This is a genomic window from Pseudomonas sp. R4-39-08 (genome assembly GCF_003852275.1).
Classification (GTDB): Bacteria; Pseudomonadota; Gammaproteobacteria; order Pseudomonadales; family Pseudomonadaceae; genus Aquipseudomonas.
In genome coordinates this window covers 1,367,074-1,383,886 of sequence record NZ_CP027733.1, presented here as the reverse complement: position 1 = coordinate 1,383,886, position 16,813 = coordinate 1,367,074, and the positions used below count along the sequence as shown (strand labels likewise).

15 protein-coding genes are annotated in these 16,813 nt (G+C 59.1%); 2 read left to right on the top strand and 13 right to left on the bottom strand.

All coding sequences use genetic code 11. From position 1 onward, the window contains the following. Position 1 precedes the first annotated feature (1 nt). The 13 genes from lpxA to rpsB all read right to left on the bottom strand — a co-directional run bounded on the left by lpxA (position 2) and on the right by rpsB (position 12,883). Complete coding sequence (gene lpxA / locus C4J88_RS06140; protein ID WP_124361615.1) at positions 2 to 778, bottom strand: acyl-ACP--UDP-N-acetylglucosamine O-acyltransferase; 777 nt, start codon at positions 776 to 778, stop codon at positions 2 to 4. Next, entirely contained in the window at positions 775 to 1,215 is a 441-nt protein-coding gene (fabZ, locus tag C4J88_RS06135; RefSeq protein WP_003172281.1) for a 3-hydroxyacyl-ACP dehydratase FabZ, read from the bottom strand. The genes lpxA and fabZ overlap by 4 nt, the downstream gene beginning before the upstream one ends. Before the next feature lie 111 nt (positions 1,216 to 1,326). Beyond that, the gene (gene lpxD / locus C4J88_RS06130) at positions 1,327 to 2,382 is read right to left on the bottom strand and encodes a UDP-3-O-(3-hydroxymyristoyl)glucosamine N-acyltransferase (RefSeq protein ID WP_124406464.1); all 1,056 of its coding nucleotides are present in this window, start codon (positions 2,380 to 2,382) and stop codon (positions 1,327 to 1,329) included. A 3-nt stretch (positions 2,383 to 2,385) separates the two neighbouring features. Continuing rightward, on the bottom strand, positions 2,386 to 2,889 hold the full coding sequence (locus C4J88_RS06125) for an OmpH family outer membrane protein (protein WP_003172279.1): 504 nt from the start codon (positions 2,887 to 2,889) through the stop codon (positions 2,386 to 2,388). Between the two features lie 45 nt (positions 2,890 to 2,934). Next, positions 2,935 to 5,322, bottom strand: coding sequence for an outer membrane protein assembly factor BamA (gene bamA, locus C4J88_RS06120; protein WP_124406463.1), 2,388 nt, complete (start codon positions 5,320 to 5,322; stop codon positions 2,935 to 2,937). 74 nt (positions 5,323 to 5,396) lie between these two features. Next, on the bottom strand, positions 5,397 to 6,749 hold the full coding sequence (gene rseP, locus C4J88_RS06115; RefSeq protein ID WP_124406462.1) for a sigma E protease regulator RseP: 1,353 nt from the start codon (positions 6,747 to 6,749) through the stop codon (positions 5,397 to 5,399). A 38-nt stretch (positions 6,750 to 6,787) separates the two neighbouring features. Further along, complete coding sequence (gene ispC, locus C4J88_RS06110; RefSeq protein ID WP_124366115.1) at positions 6,788 to 7,993, bottom strand: 1-deoxy-D-xylulose-5-phosphate reductoisomerase; 1,206 nt, start codon at positions 7,991 to 7,993, stop codon at positions 6,788 to 6,790. After that, positions 7,990 to 8,796 (bottom strand): phosphatidate cytidylyltransferase, encoded by an 807-nt coding sequence (locus C4J88_RS06105; protein ID WP_124406461.1) that lies wholly within the window; start codon positions 8,794 to 8,796, stop codon positions 7,990 to 7,992. Before C4J88_RS06105 ends, ispC begins: the two co-directional genes overlap by 4 nt. Then, on the bottom strand, positions 8,797 to 9,552 hold the full coding sequence (gene uppS, locus C4J88_RS06100; RefSeq protein ID WP_057723202.1) for a polyprenyl diphosphate synthase: 756 nt from the start codon (positions 9,550 to 9,552) through the stop codon (positions 8,797 to 8,799). Between the two features lie 17 nt (positions 9,553 to 9,569). Beyond that, positions 9,570 to 10,127, bottom strand: coding sequence for a ribosome recycling factor (gene frr / locus C4J88_RS06095; RefSeq protein WP_065886088.1), 558 nt, complete (start codon positions 10,125 to 10,127; stop codon positions 9,570 to 9,572). Next, a complete protein-coding gene (gene pyrH / locus C4J88_RS06090; protein ID WP_003172271.1) occupies positions 10,124 to 10,867 on the bottom strand; it encodes a UMP kinase in 744 nt (247 codons plus the stop codon). Before pyrH ends, frr begins: the two co-directional genes overlap by 4 nt. Before the next feature lie 211 nt (positions 10,868 to 11,078). Beyond that, positions 11,079 to 11,942 (bottom strand): translation elongation factor Ts, encoded by an 864-nt coding sequence (gene tsf / locus C4J88_RS06085; RefSeq protein WP_124361608.1) that lies wholly within the window; start codon positions 11,940 to 11,942, stop codon positions 11,079 to 11,081. A gap of 203 nt (positions 11,943 to 12,145) precedes the next feature. Beyond that, entirely contained in the window at positions 12,146 to 12,883 is a 738-nt protein-coding gene (gene rpsB, locus C4J88_RS06080) for a 30S ribosomal protein S2 (RefSeq protein ID WP_048719953.1), read from the bottom strand. Between the two features lie 376 nt (positions 12,884 to 13,259). Here rpsB and map point away from each other — a divergent pair, with 376 nt between their 5' ends. Together map and C4J88_RS06070 are read left to right on the top strand one after the other, a co-directional pair. Next, positions 13,260 to 14,042 carry a type I methionyl aminopeptidase gene (gene map / locus C4J88_RS06075; RefSeq protein WP_005785707.1) on the top strand — a complete coding sequence of 261 codons (783 nt, stop codon included), beginning with the start codon at positions 13,260 to 13,262 and terminating at the stop codon, positions 14,040 to 14,042. Between the two features lie 65 nt (positions 14,043 to 14,107). Continuing rightward, the gene (locus C4J88_RS06070) at positions 14,108 to 16,810 is read left to right on the top strand and encodes a [protein-PII] uridylyltransferase (RefSeq protein ID WP_124406460.1); all 2,703 of its coding nucleotides are present in this window, start codon (positions 14,108 to 14,110) and stop codon (positions 16,808 to 16,810) included. The last annotated feature ends 3 nt before the right edge of the window (positions 16,811 to 16,813 follow it).

The window sequence follows — 16,813 nt, the reverse complement described above, 5'->3', positions numbered from 1 at the left end:
GTCAGCGGGTGATGCCGCGAGTCGACGCCTGGATCGAGTCGCGAAACACCGCGACTTCCGGGAACGACGCTGCCGGCTCGGCCAGTTCGGTCAGGGCCTGCTCAACCGTCAGCCCTTGACGGTAAACCGTCTTGTAGGCGCGGCGCAGGGCTTGGATCGCGTCGTCGCTGAAGCCGCGACGGCGCATCCCTTCAAAATTCATGCTGCGGGCTTCAGCGGGGTTGCCGAACACCGTGACGAATGCAGGGACATCCTTGCCGATGGCGGTGCCCATGCCGGAAAAGCTGTGGGCGCCGATATGGCAATATTGGTGCACCAGGGTGAAACCGGACAGGATCGCCCAGTCGTCCACATGCACATGCCCGGCCAAGGCGGTGTTGTTGACCAGGATGCAGTGGTTGCCGATCACGCTGTCGTGGCCGATATGCGCATAGGCCATCACCAGGTTGTGATCCCCCAGCGTGGTCTCTGCCCGATCCTGCACGGTGCCACGGTGAATGGTCACGCCTTCACGGATGATGTTGTGGTCACCGATTACCAGGCGCGTTTCTTCACCCTTGTACTTCATGTCCGGGGTGTCTTCGCCTACCGAGGAAAACTGGTAGATGCGATTGTGTTTGCCAATGCGGGTCGGACCCTTGAGGATCACGTGCGGCCCGATGACAGTCCCCTCGCCGATTTCCACACCTGCGCCGACGATCGACCAAGGGCCGACCTCAACGTCGGCGGCCAGTACGGCCGACGGATCGATGATTGCGCGAGGGTCAATCAAACTCATAGTTTGCGTTCCGCGCAGATGATCTCGGCAGAGCACACCGGCTTGCCATCCACCGAGGCCTGGCATTCGAACTTCCAGATCTGGCGCTTGCAGCTGATGAACTTGGCTTCCAGGATCAACTGGTCACCCGGGGTGACCGGATTGCGAAAACGCAACTTGTCGGAGCCCACGAAATAGTAAAGCGTGCCGTCGGCAGGCTTGAGGTCGAGCATTTTGAAACCAAGGATACCGGCAGCCTGGGCCATTGCTTCGATGATCAACACGCCCGGCATGATGGGATGCGCAGGAAAGTGACCATTGAAAAACGGTTCGTTGATGCTGACATTCTTGTAGGCACGAATGCGCTTTTCCTCAACATTGAGGTCCACTACTCGGTCCACCAGCAGGAACGGGTAACGGTGAGGCAGGTATTCGCGAATCTCGTTGATGTCCATCATTTCGGGGGGAAGCCTGTAATAAAGATTGGGGGCGGGCGGACTAAAAGCACGCCCCGCTAGCAAATCAAGGAGGCAGTCTAGCGGCTGTGCACACTTGATATGGAAATGGTATCAGCCTTCTGATGAAGCATTACCGCCAGGGGTCACGTCTGCAACACGCTTTTCCAGCTGTTTGAGACGCCGCGCCATGTCGTCGAGCTGCCTCAGACGTGCTGCGCTCTTGCGCCATTCAGCCGCTGGCTGCATGGCGGTACCGGATGAATAAGCCCCTGGCTCGGTAATCGAGTGAGTGACCATGGTCATGCCGGTGATGAAGACGTTGTCGCAAATATCGATATGCCCCACCAGCCCCACGCCACCGGCGAGCATGCAATGCTTGCCGATTTTGGTGCTGCCGGAAATCCCCACGCAGGCAGCCATGGCGGTGTGATCGCCAATCTGCACGTTGTGGGCGATCTGAATCTGGTTGTCGAGCTTCACGCCGTTGCCAATCACGGTATCGGCCAGGGCCCCGCGATCGACAGCAGTGTTGACACCGATCTCTACGTCGTCGCCGATCAATACCCCGCCCACCTGGGCGATCTTGTGCCAGACACCCTTGGCGTTGGCAAAGCCGAAGCCTTCACCGCCAATTACCGCGCCCGACTGAATGACCACCCGCTGCCCAATACGCACATCGTGGTACAGGGTAACGCGAGGCGCCAGCCAGCCATCGGCACCGATTACGCAACGCGCGCCAATAAAGCAATGCGCGCCGACGGTGACGCCAGCACCAATATGGGCGCCACTCTCGATCACGGCAAAGGCGCCAATGCTGGCCGCCGGGTCGACCTGGGCATCCTCGGCGATCACTGCTGACGGGTGAATACCGCCAGCCGCCTCAGGCTTGGGATCGAACAGGTGCGATGCTTTCGCGTAGCACAGGTAGGGGTCGTCCACTACCAGCGCATCCCCGATGAACCCCTCGGCGTCAGCAGCCTTCAGCAACACGGCTGCGGCTTGGCAATCGACCAGGTATTTACGGTATTGAGGATTTGCGAGGAAGCTCAACTGAGCTGGGCCAGCCTCCTGCAAGGTGGCTAGCCCAGTGATGTCTTTCTCCGGGGAACCACGCAAGGTGGCTCCCAGGAACTCGGCCAACTCGCCGAGCTTGATGGTCGCGGTCATGGTTTACTTCAGCTGGTTCATGCGCTCGATCACCTGGCGGGTGATGTCGTATTGAGGCTTGACGTCAATCACTGCGCCACGCTCGAACACCAGGTCAAAGGCACCCTTCTTGATGACTTCTTCCACGGCGCTGTCGAGTTTCGGCTTGAGCTGCTTGAGCATTTCGCGGTCGGCAACAGCCTTGGCTTCGTTCAGTTCCTTGGATTGGAACTGGTAGTCACGGGCCTTTTGCTTGAATTCAAGCTCCAAACGCTCGCGCTCGCCTTGCTGCATCTTGTCACCACCGGCAACCAGACGGTCCTGGATGCCTTTGGCGCTGCTTTCCAGGGTTTTAAGCTTGGTCAATTGCGGACCGAATTTCTTCTCTGCATCCACGGCGTACTTCTTGGCCGCGTCAGATTCCAGCAGGGCCATCTGATAGTTCAGCACGGCGATTTTCATTTCGGCGAAGGCCGGGGTGGTTACCAGCACAGTGGCCAGCAGGACCAATTGAGTCAACTTACGCACGATGTACTCCTACAGAATCCGTTGTCGTTATCTTAGGTCAGACGCTTAGAACGTCTGGCCAAGGGAGAATTGGAAAATCTGGGTTTCAGCGTTATCCGGTTTCTTGATCGGCATGGCCAGAGCAAAGCTCAACGGGCCCAACGCAGTCACCCAGGTCACACCCACACCGACGGAGCTGGCCATATTGCTCAGGCTCACATCGTTGCACTGGGTGTTGGACTTCAAGCCACTTGGGTTCTTGATCTGCTCGCACTTGGAGTCGAACACGTTACCCACGTCCCAGAAGACCGAGGTGCGCAGGGAACGCTGGTCCTTGACGAACGGCAGCGGGAACAGAATCTCCGCACCACCCTGGATCAGCACGTTACCACCGAATGGAAGCGGGTCGTTGTCCGAGTCAGGTTCCGTGCCCTGGTTGCCCGTTTTATCAACACCACGGCTCGGCGTACCACGAGGACCCAAGGTGCTGTCCTTGAAACCACGTACCGAGTTGAAACCACCCGCGTAGTAGTTCTCATAGAACGGCAAGCCATTGGTCGAACCATAACCGTCGCCATAGCCCAGCTCGGTGTGCAGGCGCATGGTGTAGTTATCGCTCAACGGCTGGAACAACTGGCCACGGTAGTCGAGCTTGAAGAACGACAGGTCGCTGCCCGGCGTGGTGACTTCGGCAGTCAGGCTCTGGGAATGACCACGGGTCGCCAGAACGCCTTTGTTCAGGGTCGACTCGGACCAGCCGGCAGACGCCTTGAAGTTCAGGAACTTGTCGCCTTCACGACGGGTGAAGTCGAAAATCTCATCCACGGTGTAGACACCGGTCTTGATCTCATCCTGCTGCGCGGTCAGGCCGAAAGTCAGGCGCGAGGTCTCACTGATCGGATAACCCACGTTGACGCCAGCACCGAGGCTGTCGATCGCATAGCTTGCAACGTCGACGTCGAGGTCTTTGTAGTCGGTGGTGCGGTAGAAGGCGTTGTAGCCCAGGCTCACACCATCTGCAGTCCAGTAGGGGTCGGTGTAACCGAAGTTGTATCGGCTCTGGTATTCGCTTCGGGTCAGGCCGATGGACACACGGTTACCGGTACCGAGGAAGTTGTTCTGGGTGATGGAACCACCGAGGATCAAACCCGCGCTCTGTGCGAAACCGACGCTGGCGGTGATCGAGCCCGACGCTTGCTCTTCAACGGCGTAGTTCACGTCGACCTGGTCATCCACACCCGGTACGGCCGGGGTTTCGACGTTGACTTCCTTGAAGAAGCCCAGGCGCTCAAGACGGGTCTTGGATTGGTCGATCAGGTAAGTCGACGCCCAACCGCCTTCCATCTGGCGCATTTCACGACGCAGCACTTCGTCCGAGGACTTGGTGTTGCCACGGAAGTTGATGCGGTTGACGTAGGCACGCTTGCCCGGGTCGACAACGAAGGTGATGTCCACAGTGTGGTCTTCATCGTTCGGGGTCGGCACGCCGTTGACGTTGGCGAAGGTATAGCCTTCGTTACCCAGGCGACGGGTGATCAGCTCGGAGGTGGTGGTCATCAGCTTGCGCGAGAACACCTGGTCTTTCTGGACCAGCAACAGGGACTTGACCTGGTCTTCAGGCACTTTCAAGTCACCGCTGAGCTTGACGTCACGAACCTTGTACTTCTCGCCTTCGTTGACGTTGACGGTAATGTAGACGTGCTTCTTGTCCGGGGTGATGGACACCTGGGTCGAAGCGATGTCCATGTTGATGTAGCCACGGTCCAGATAGTAGGAGCGCAGGCGTTCCAGGTCACCGGACAGTTTTTCACGGGCGTACTTGTCATCGTTCTTGAAGAACGACAACCAGTTGGTGGTCTTGAGTTCGAACAGGTCGATCAGGTCTTCGTCCGCGAACTTGGTGTTGCCCACCACGTTGATGTGCTGGATGGCCGCCACGGTGCCTTCGTTGATATTGACCTTCAGGCCTACCCGGTTACGCGGCTGCGGGATGACTTCCGTCTCCACGCTTGCCGAGTAGCGGCCCTGGGCTACGTACTGGCGTTGCAGCTCGTTACGCACACCTTCGAGGGTGGCGCGCTGGAAGATTTCGCCCTCGGCCAGGCCCGACTGCTTCAACCCTTTCATCAGGTCTTCAGTGGAGATGGCCTTGTTACCTTCGATCGTGATGCTCGCGACGGAAGGCCGCTCGACGACGGTGATGACCAGGACGTTGCCTTCGCGACCCAGTTGGATATCTTGAAAGAACCCGGTTTTGAACAGCGCACGAGTGGATTCCACCAGGCGACGATCATCAGCCTGTTCCCCGACGTTCAACGGCAAGGCGCCAAAGACGCTACCCGCGGAAACCCGCTGGAGGCCGTTGACGCGAATATCGGAGATGGTGAAGGACTCGGCGTGAACTTCGGCGATCATCAATACGGTGAGAACCGCAGTTAGCAGCAGACGTTTCATGAAGTCCTTTCTTATTCCAACTGGCAATAAACAAACTGCCGCAAAATGCGGCAGATTCGCAATTCAGCGAAGCGTTACAGTCGTCCCAGATCGTTGACCAGAGCTAACAACATCACTCCGACCACCAAACTGATACCGATCTGTATCCCCCAACCCTGCACCCGATCCGACAAGGGGCGACCACGCACCCACTCGACCAGATAAAACAGCAGATGCCCCCCATCCAACACTGGAATGGGCAGCAAATTCAGAACTCCAAGGCTGATACTCAGATAAGCCAGGAAATTCAAGAAATCCGCGACACCCGACTGGGCAGAAGCGCCCGCCACTTTAGCAATGGTTATCGGTCCACTCAAGTTTTTTACCGAGAGCTCGCCGAACAACATTTTCTTCAGGGATTCGAGGGTCAGCACGCTCATGGTCCAAGTGCGTTTAGCACCCTCGCCAATCGCTGCCAACGGCCCGAAGCTGATCTCTCGCACCATCGATGGCGGCCACTCGACACCTTTGACCCCGGCACCCAGGTAACCCCCGGCAGCCTTGGCCTCACCACGCACCGACAAAGTTACAGGGACGTCGATTTGAGCACCTTCGCGCTCAACTTTCAGCACAATTTTCGTATCAGGGCGTACACGTACCAGGTCAACCACTTGCTGCCAATCGCCCAGCGCCTGGCCGTCAAGGGCCAACAGCCGGTCGCCGGTTTTCAGGCCTGCGGCCTGGGCCGGGCCTTTAGGGTCCAGCTCGGCGAGTACCGGCGGCAACGCCGGACGCCACGGACGGATGCCCAGGGACTTGATCGGATCCGGCTCGTCAGCGCCTTGAAGCCAATGGTCCAAGGCCAGCTCACGCGGGCTTTCGGCACTGGAATCCGGCTCACGCACCACCACATTGACAGTGCCGCTCTCACCCAGGCGCCGCACCAACTGCAAATTGACCGCGCCCCAACCCGTGGTGGGCTCGCCATCAATCGAAACAATTTCCTGCCCTGCCACCAGCCCGGCCTTGGCCGCCATACTGCCCGTCTCGACCGCACCGATGACCGGACGCACTTGCTGGCTGCCCAGCATGGCAAGGACCCAGAAGAACACCATTGCCAACAGGAAATTGGCAATCGGGCCGGCAGCGACGATGGCGATGCGCTGACGAACGGTCTTGCGGTTGAAGGATTGATCCAACTGGTCCGCAGGCACTTCGCCTTCGCGCTCATCGAGCATTTTCACATAGCCACCCAGCGGGATGGCTGCAATCACGAACTCGGTGCCATGACGGTCATGCCAGCGAACCAGCGGCATGCCGAAACCGACGGAAAAACGCAATACCTTGACGCCGCAACGACGCGCCACCCAGAAGTGGCCGAATTCGTGGAAGGTAACCAGCACACCCAGAGCAACCAGGGTGCCGACAATCATGTAGAGCGCACTCATCTAATTTCTCCGCATTTCAATCCAATGCCTGAAGGCGCTTACCCGCCTACAGCCTGACGCGCGTTGCGGTCCAGCCATTGCTCGGCCAGGGCCCGAGCCTTTGTATCGGCCTCGAACACGGCCCCCAGGTCATCCACAGCCACAACCGGCTCAGAATCCAGAACGTCCTCGATGATACTCGCGATCTGCGGAAAGCGGATGCGCCGTTCGAGAAACGCCGCCACGGCCACTTCATTGGCTGCATTGAGCATGGCTGGCGCACTGTTGCCCGCCTCAGCTGCTTGCCGGGCCAGACGCAGGCACGGGAAGCGCTGTTCGTCCGGCGCCTGGAAATCCAGGCGCGCGATGGCAAACAGGTCCAATGGCGCCACACCGGAATCAATCCGCTCCGGCCAAGCCAAGGCATTGGCGATCGGCGTGCGCATATCCGGGTTGCCCAATTGCGCCAGTACCGAGCCGTCCACGTAATCCACCAGGGAATGAATCACACTTTGCGGGTGAATCACCACCTCCACCTGATCAGGCCGCGCATCGAACAACCAGCACGCTTCGATCAGCTCCAGCCCTTTGTTCATCATGCTCGCCGAATCCACGGAGATTTTGCGCCCCATGGACCAGTTCGGGTGCGCGCACGCCTGGTCGGGCGACACATGCTCCAGCTCATCCACCGGAGTCTGCCGGAAGGGACCACCGGACGCCGTCAGCAAAATCCGGCGCACGCCGACCTGGCCCAGGCCGCGAGCAAAATCAGCGGGCATGCACTGGAAGATCGCGTTGTGCTCGCTGTCCAGGGGCAACAGGACCGCCCCGCTCCTGCGCACGGCCTGCATAAAGAGCGCGCCGGACATGACCAGCGCTTCTTTATTGGCCAGCAGGATTTTCTTGCCCGCATCGACGGCAGCCAGTGTCGGGCGCAAACCTGCCGCACCGACAATAGCTGCCACGACCGTATCCACTTCGGCGTCCGCGGACACCTGGCACAGCCCCTCCTCGCCCACCAGCACCTGGGTGGCAAGGCCGGCGGCCCGCAGATCATCCTGCAAGCTTCGCGCAGCAGCGGCCTGCGGCACCACGGCAAAGCGCGGCGAATGACGCACGCATAACGCCAGCAGTTCATTCATGCGCGTAAAGCCGGTCAGGGCGAAAACCTGGTAACGATCGGGATGACGGGCGATGACATCCAGGCTGCTCAGCCCGACCGAGCCCGTTGCTCCGAGCACGGTGACCTGCTGCAGACGGCTCACGAAGCGATCATCCACAGCAACACGGCAAAGATCGGCAACGCGGCGGTGAGGCTGTCGATACGGTCCAGCACACCACCGTGACCTGGCAGCAGGTTGCTGCTGTCCTTGATCCCGGCCTGGCGCTTGAACATGCTCTCGGTGAGGTCGCCCACCACCGAAATGAATACCACGACGGCAGTCCCCAAGAGGGCCAGGAAAATCTCTTTTACCGACCAGTCGCGCCACACACCGACCGCCAGCGCAATCAGCAGCGTCAAGGCCAGCCCGCCGTATACGCCTTCCCAGCTCTTGCCTGGGCTGACGGCCGGCGCCAGCTTACGCTTGCCGAAGGCACGGCCTGAAAAGTAGGCACCAATGTCAGCGCCCCATACCAGCACCATGACCGCCAGGATCAATTCGTTGCCATTCGGGAAACGCTTGATTTCCACCAAGCCTTGCCAGGCCGGCAGCAGGATCAGCAAGCCAATCACCAACTTGCAGGCCACACTGGACCACTGACCGCTGGTGCGCGGATAGGTCAGCACCAGGAACGTTGCCAATGCCCACCACAATACCGACGCCCCCAGCACCCAGGGCGCGATATCGGGCAGGATGTACATCAGGAACAGCAACAGCGCGACGACCGCGGCGTACACCACGCGTGGCAATTGGGCGCTGAAGCCCGCCAGACGCGCCCATTCCCATGCGCCGAGGGTTACCACCAGGCCGATGAACAGTGCAAAGCCGGAACCCTCGAGCAGGAAAAAACCACACAAGGCAATCGGCAGCAGGATCAGTGCTGTGATGATTCGTTGTTTAAGCATTTAAACCCGGGCTCCAGCTTCGATCTGCTCGCTCGTTTTACCGAAGCGACGCTGACGGGAAGCGAAATCGGCCAGCGCATTGCGCATGGCATCGTGTTTGAAGTCCGGCCAGAACAGGTCGGAGAAATACAACTCGGTATAGGCTAGCTGCCACAGCAGGAAATTGCTGATGCGGTGCTCACCACCGGTACGGATGCACAAGTCCGGCAACGGCAGGTCGCCGGTCACCAGGCAGGTTTGCAGCAGTTCGGGCGTGATGTCGTCGGGCCGCAAATGACCGGCCTGCACTTCGCGGGCCAGTCGCTGCGCAGCCTGGGCGATATCCCATTGGCCGCCGTAGTTGGCCGCGATTTGCAGCACGAAACGGTTGCTGCCGGCCGTGATAGCCTCGGCTTCACGCATGGCTGCCTGTAGCTCCGGGTGGAACCGGGAACGGTCACCGATGATGCGCAGGCTGATGCCGTTGTCATTGAGGCGCTTGGCCTCGCGCCGCAGCGCCTTGAAGAACAGGTCCATCAAGGCACTCACTTCTTCGGCGGGCCGCTGCCAGTTCTCGCTGGAAAAGGCAAACAGCGTCAGCACTTCGACCTTGGCCTCGGCGCACACTTCGATGACAGCGCGCACCGCATCGACACCCGCTTTATGCCCGGCAACACCGGGCATAAAGCGTTTTTTCGCCCAGCGATTATTCCCATCCATGATGATCGCGACATGGCGCGGCACCACAGAGGGCACAGTCTGCTTGGTCTTTTCCATGAAGGCGTCCTGACCCCTTATACGGCCATCAGGTCCTTTTCTTTTTCTTCGGTGGCCTTGGTGATCTGGGCCTCCGCATCCTTGGTCAACTTATCGATATCGGCAACGGCACGGCGCTCTTCGTCTTCGCTGATTTCCTTGTCCTTGACCAGCTTCTTCAGGTCACCCAAGGCATCGCGACGGATGTTGCGCACGGCAACCCGTGCATCTTCTGCCGCGCTGCGCGCCTGCTTGGTGAAGCCCTTGCGGGTCTCTTCGGTCAGGGCAGGCATGGAAATCAACAACAACTCGCCCAGGTTGGTCGGGTTGAGGTTCAAGCCGGCACTCTGGATAGCTTTGTCGACCGCCCCGAGCATGTTGCGCTCGAAGGCCACGACCTGCAGGGTGCGCGAGTCTTTTACGGTGATGTTGGCCACCTGGGTAATGGAGGTGTCCGTACCGTAGTAGGGCACCATCACGCTGCCCAGGATGCTTGGGTGAGCCTTGCCCGTGCGAATCTGACCAAATGCATGGTTCAGCGATTCCAGGGATTTGTGCATACGCTCTTGAGCGTCTTTCTTGATTTCGTTGATCATTGTTGGCCTTCCTCGATCAGAGTCCCTTCTGCGCCGCCGTGTACGATGTTCAGCAGGGCGCCGGGTTTGTTCATGTTAAATACGCGCAGCGGCATCTTGTGGTCGCGGCACAGACAGATAGCCGTCAGGTCCATCACACCCAGCTTGCGATCCAGCACTTCATCGTAGGTCAGATGATCGAACTTCTCGGCATGCGGGTCTTTGAATGGATCTGCAGTGTATACGCCATCCACCTTGGTCGCCTTCAACACCACGTCGGCGTCGATTTCGATAGCACGCAGGCATGCGGCCGAATCGGTGGTGAAGAACGGGTTACCGGTGCCCGCGGCAAAGATCACCACTTCCTTGGCGTTCAAATGGCGCATGGCTTTGCGGCGATCGTAGTGATCGGTCACGCCGACCATGGAAATAGCCGACATCACGATGGCCGAGATATTGGCACGCTCCAGGGCGTCACGCATGGCCAGGGCGTTCATCACAGTGGCCAGCATGCCCATGTGGTCGCCAGTGACCCGATCCATGCCGGCAGCACTCAGTGCCGCGCCGCGGAACAGGTTGCCACCACCGATCACCAGGCCCACCTGAACACCGATACCGACCAGTTGGCCGACTTCGAGCGCCATGCGGTCAAGTACCTTGGGGTCGATCCCGAACTCTTCCGAGCCCATCAGGGCCTCGCCGCTGAGCTTGAGTAGAATGCGTTTATAGCGAGCCTGATAACCACTGCCCTGCTGAGCCATTGCGAATCTCTCCTGCGGCGTATTTTTTAAAAAATTCTTGGCGAGCCGTTTACGGCTTGCGTTCACTCTAGCTGGACGCCATCACAGCGCCATCGGAACACGGCTTTGTAAGCCAGTTCCGAGGGGAAGCCAAATAAATTCGCCTTCCCATTTGAAAAGAGGCTGCGCGCGTGAGCGGGCAGCCTCTTTCGGGCGACAGTTGAAAACTGTCTTATTGCTTGGCGGCAGCCAGCTGGGCAGCAACTTCTTCAGCGAAGTTGTCGACCGGCTTCTCGATGCCGTCGCCTACTTTGAAGTAGGTGAAGGAAACGATTTCAGCACCGGCTTTCTTGGCCAGTTCGCCAACCTTGATTTCAGGGTTCTTGACGAACGCCTGCTCAACCAGGCTTGCTTCAGCCAGGAACTTGCTGATACGGCCTTTGACCATGTTCTCAACAATGTTTTCTGGCTTGCCTTTGATTTTTTCTTCGTTCAGCTGCAGGAACACAGCTTTTTCACGCTCGATCGCTTCGGCAGAAACTTCCGAAGGCAACAGGAACTCAGGGTTGCTGGCCGCTACGTGCATAGCGATGTCTTTGGCCAGTTCAACGTTGCCGCCTTTCAGGACAACTGCAACACCGATCTTGTTGCCGTGCAGGTAACCACCTACCACGTCACCTTCAACGCGCACCAGGCGACGGATGTTGACGTTTTCGCCAACCTTGCCGACCAGTACCAGGCGATCAGCTTCTTGAGCTTCGATCAGCGGAGCGGCGTCAGTCAGTTTGTCGGCGAACGCTTTTTCAACGCTGGCGGCAACAAATGCCTTGAAGTCGTCCTGCAGAGCCAGGAAGTCGGTCTGCGAGTTCACTTCCAGCAGTACCGCGGACTTGCCGTCTTCTTTCAGAGCGATAGCGCCTTCAGCAGCCACGTTGCCTGCTTTCTTGGCGGCCTTGATGGCGCCGGAAGCACGCATGTCGTCAATGGCTTTTTCGATGTCGCCGTCGGCCTTTTCCAGGGCCTTCTTGCAATCCATCATGCCTTCGCCGGTACGCTCACGCAGTTCTTTAACCAACGCTGCAGTAATTGCTGCCATTTTCAAATTCCTCTTGGATAGGTTTTCAACCATTCCACCCGATCGAACGGGGGATCAATTCTTCCCGAATATCCGTTGTAGGCTGCTGCACGTTACAGAGCAACGATGCGCCGCCACAAGTGGGCGCCAACAAATGGTTTTCGAGGTGGCAAAAAGGGGGCCAAGCCCCCTTTTTGCTTACTGAGTCAACGCCAGGGCGTCAATTACTCAGCTGCGGCTACCGGAGCTTCTTCAACGAACTGCTCGGTACCACCAGCAACGTGGTTGCGACCACGGATTACAGCGTCAGCCATCGAACCCATGTACAGCTGGATAGCGCGGATTGCGTCATCGTTGCCTGGGATGATGTAGTCAACGCCATCCGGGCTGCTGTTGGTATCGACTACGCCGATAACAGGGATGCCCAGCTTGTTGGCTTCGGTGATCGCGATGCGCTCGTGATCAACGTCGATAACGAACAGTGCGTCAGGCAGACCGCCCATGTCCTTGATACCACCCAGGGAACGATCGAGCTTTTCCAGGTCGCGAGTGCGCATCAGCGCCTCTTTCTTGGTCAGCTTGGCGAAAGTACCGTCTTCGGCTTGCACTTCAAGGTCACGCAGACGCTTGATGGAAGCACGGATGGTTTTGAAGTTGGTCAGCATGCCGCCCAACCAGCGGTGATCGACGTACGGCGAACCGCAACGTGCTGCTTCTTCAGCAACGATCTTGCCAGCGGAACGCTTGGTGCCGACGAACAGGATCTTGTTTTTGCCCTGGGCCAGGCGCTCTACGAAAGTCAAAGCTTCGTTGAACATTGGCAGGGTTTTTTCAAGGTTGATAATGTGAATCTTGTTACGCGCGCCGAAAATGTATTTGCCCATTTTCGGGTTCCAGTAACGGGTCTGGTGACCGAAGTGCACACCGGCCTTCAGCATATCGCGCATGTTGACTTGGGACATGATAGTTCCTTAATAAGTCGGGTTTGGCCTCCACGTATCCCAATGACCAACCAGCGGCTTCAAGGCCTCCGGCACCCAGGTCATCGTGTCGACACGTGTGTGGATTTAAGCTCTGCGGGGCATCCCCGGAAAGCGGCGCATTTTATACCACAGCAAGGGCGAAAACGGAACCCGAAATCACATTTGCCGCAAGCTACCCTGTTCCAACCCTTTGAGTGGCGCCGATATACCCCCACTCTATAGAGAGAAGCGATCGTCAGGGGCTCATGGTTTGTCGCCCGCGTCTGTTAGAATCGCGTTTTTTTGTGGCGTGTGCGAAGTGTCGCACGCCCGTGAACCGTATTGATTTCAGCGCGTCGCGCTAGAGAGAGCCTGTATGACCGTTAGTTTGAAAACCGCCGAAGACATCGCCGGCATGCGCATCGCCGGCAAACTGGCCGCCGACGTGCTGGAAATGATCGCCGAACACGTCAAGCCCGGCGTCACTACCGAAGAACTGAACCAGATCTGCCATGACTATATTGTCAATGTGCAAAAGGCCATCCCGGCCCCCCTGAACTACAAAGGCTTTCCCAAGTCGATCTGCACCTCGGTCAACCACGTGGTGTGCCACGGGATCCCGGGTGACAAGCCGTTGAAGGACGGCGACACCTTGAACATCGACGTCACCGTGATCAAGGACCGCTACTTCGGCGACACCAGCCGCATGTTCCACGTCGGCAACGTGCCGGTCTGGGCCGAGCGCCTGTCCCAGGTGACCCAGGAATGCATGTACAAGGCCATCGAGATCGTCAAGCCAGGCTGCCGCCTGGGCGATATCGGTGAAGTGATCCAGAAGCACGCCGAAAAGAACGGCTTCTCGGTGGTGCGCGAGTTCTGCGGCCATGGCATCGGTACCGTATTCCATGAAGAGCCGCAGATCCTGCACTACGGCCGCGCCGGCACCGGCATGGAACTCAAGGCCGGCATGACCTTTACCATCGAGCCGATGATCAACCAGGGCAAGGCCGACACCAAGGTGCTGGGCGACGGCTGGACCGCCATCACCAAGGACCGCAAACTCTCGGCCCAGTGGGAGCACACCCTGCTGGTCACCGAAACCGGCTACGAGATTTTCACCCTGCGCGCCGATGACACAATCCCACGCGTTTCGGCCTGATAGCTTGCCCAGGTTTTCCCACAGCGTGTTGTGAATGACTGACAGATAGAAAGGAAAGCCGATCGATGCCCCAGGTGGATCCCGAACTCTTCGACCGTGGCCAGTTCCAGGCCGAACTGGCGCTGAAGGCAAGCCCTATCGCCGCGTTCAAGAAGGCGATCCGCCAGGCCCGCGAGGTGCTCGACGCGCGCTTTCGCAGCGGCCGCGACATACGCCGGCTGATCGAGGACCGCGCCTGGTTCGTCGACAATATCCTGCAAAAAGCCTGGGAACAGTTCAGCTGGAGCAGCGAGGCAGATATCGCCCTGGTGGCGGTCGGCGGCTACGGTCGTGGTGAGCTGCACCCCTACTCCGACATCGACCTGCTGATTTTGCTGGACAGCGCCGACCATGAGATTTTTCGCGATTCCATAGAGCGGTTTCTGACGCTGCTGTGGGACATCGGCCTGGAAGTCGGCCAGAGCGTACGCTCGGTGGACGAATGCGCCGAAGAGGCCCGCGCCGACCTGACCGTCATCACCAACCTGATGGAAAGCCGCACCATCGCCGGCCCCGAGCGCCTGCGCCAACGCATGCTTGAAGTCACCAACACTGCGCACATGTGGCCGAGCAAGGATTTCTTCCTGGCCAAGCGTGCCGAGCAAAAGGCGCGGCACCACAAATACAACGACACCGAATACAACCTGGAACCCAACGTCAAAGGCTCGCCGGGCGGGCTGCGCGATATCCAGACGATCTTGTGGGTGGCCCGTCGCCAGTACGGCACCCTGAACCTGCGCGCCTTGGCCGGCGAGGGCTTTCTGGTGGAGAGCGAAAACGCGCTGCTGGCCTCGTCCCAGGAGTTCCTGTGGAAAGTACGCTACGCCCTGCACATGCTTGCCGGGCGCTCGGAAGACCGCCTGCTGTTCGACCACCAGCGCTCCATCGCGACCCTGCTGGGTTTTGAAGGCGAAGACGCCAAGACCAGCATCGAAAGCTTCATGCAGCAGTATTACCGCGTGGTGATGAGCATTGCCCAGCTCAGCGACCTGATCATCCAGCACTTCGAAGAAGTGATCCTGGCCCCCGAAGACGAAGCGCCGCCGCAACCGATCAATTCGCGCTTCCAGCTGCACGACGGTTACATCGAGGCGCGCAACGACAACGTATTCCGCCGCACGCCGTTCGCCATGCTGGAAATCTTCGTGCTGATGGCCCAGCAGCCGGAAATCAAAGGCGTGCGCGCCGATACCATTCGCCTGCTGCGGGAAAACCGTCATCTGATCGACGATGAGTTTCGTCATGACATCCGCAACACCAGCCTGTTTATCGAACTGTTCAAGTGCAAGATCGGCATCCACCGCAACCTGCGGCGGATGAACCGCTACGGCATCCTCGGGCGCTACCTGCCGGAGTTCGGCTTTATCGTCGGGCAGATGCAGCACGACCTGTTCCACATCTATACCGTGGACGCCCACACCCTGAACCTGATCAAGCACTTGCGTAAGTTGCAGTACACCCAGGTGTCAGAGAAATTCCCACTGGCCAGCAAGCTCATGGCCAAGCTGCCCAAGCCGGAATTGATTTACCTGGCCGGCCTGTACCACGACATCGGCAAGGGCCGGCATGGCGATCACTCGGAGATCGGCGCGGTGGATGCCGAAGCGTTCTGCCAACGCCACCAGTTGCCGTTGTGGGACAGCCGCCTGATCGTCTGGCTGGTGCAGAACCACCTGGTGATGTCGACCACCGCCCAGCGCAAGGACTTGTCCGACCCGCAAGTGATCCACGACTTCGCGCAGATCGTCGGCGATGAAACCCGCCTCGACTACCTCTACGTGCTGACCGTCTCCGACATCAACGCCACCAACCCGACGTTATGGAACTCCTGGCGCGCCAGCCTGTTGCGCCAGTTGTACACCGAGACCAAGCGCGCCCTGCGCCGCGGCCTGGAAAACCCGGTAGACCGCGAAGAGCAGATTCGCCGCACCCAAAGCGCGGCCCTGGATATCCTGGTGCGCGGCGGCAACGACCCGGACGATGTCGAACAACTGTGGTCGCAACTGGGTGACGATTATTTCCTGCGCCACACCGCCGGCGATGTCGCCTGGCACACCGACGCCATCCTTCAACAGCCGGCCGATGGCGGCCCTCTGGTCCTGATCAAGGAAACCACCCAGCGCGAATTCGAAGGCGGCACGCAGATCTTCATCTACGCGCCGGACCAACATGACTTCTTCGCCGTGACCGTGGCGGCTATGGACCAGCTCAACCTGAACATTCATGACGCCCGGGTGATCACCTCCAGCAGCCAGTTCACCCTCGACACCTACATTGTGCTCGACACCGAAGGCGACTCGATTGGCGACAATCCGGTGCGTGTGAAGAAGATCCGCGAAGGCCTGACCGAAGCCCTGCGCAACCCGGATGATTACCCGACCATCATCCAGCGCCGGGTACCGCGCCAGCTCAAGCACTTTGCCTTTGCGCCGCAGGTGACGATCTCCAACGACGCCCAGCGCCCGGTAACCGTGCTGGAGCTGAGCGCGCCGGATCGGCCAGGCCTGCTGGCACGCATCGGCGGGATTTTCCTGGAGTTCGACCTGTCGCTGCAGAACGCCAAGATTGCGACCCTCGGCGAGCGCGTGGAAGACGTGTTCTTCATCACCGACGCCGATAACCAGCCGCTGTCCGACCCTGAGCTGTGCCGCCGTTTGCAGGATGCGATCGTGGAGCAATTGAGCGTGACCCAGGAACCTGGCGTCGCGCTGACGCGCCTGACGATTTGAAAC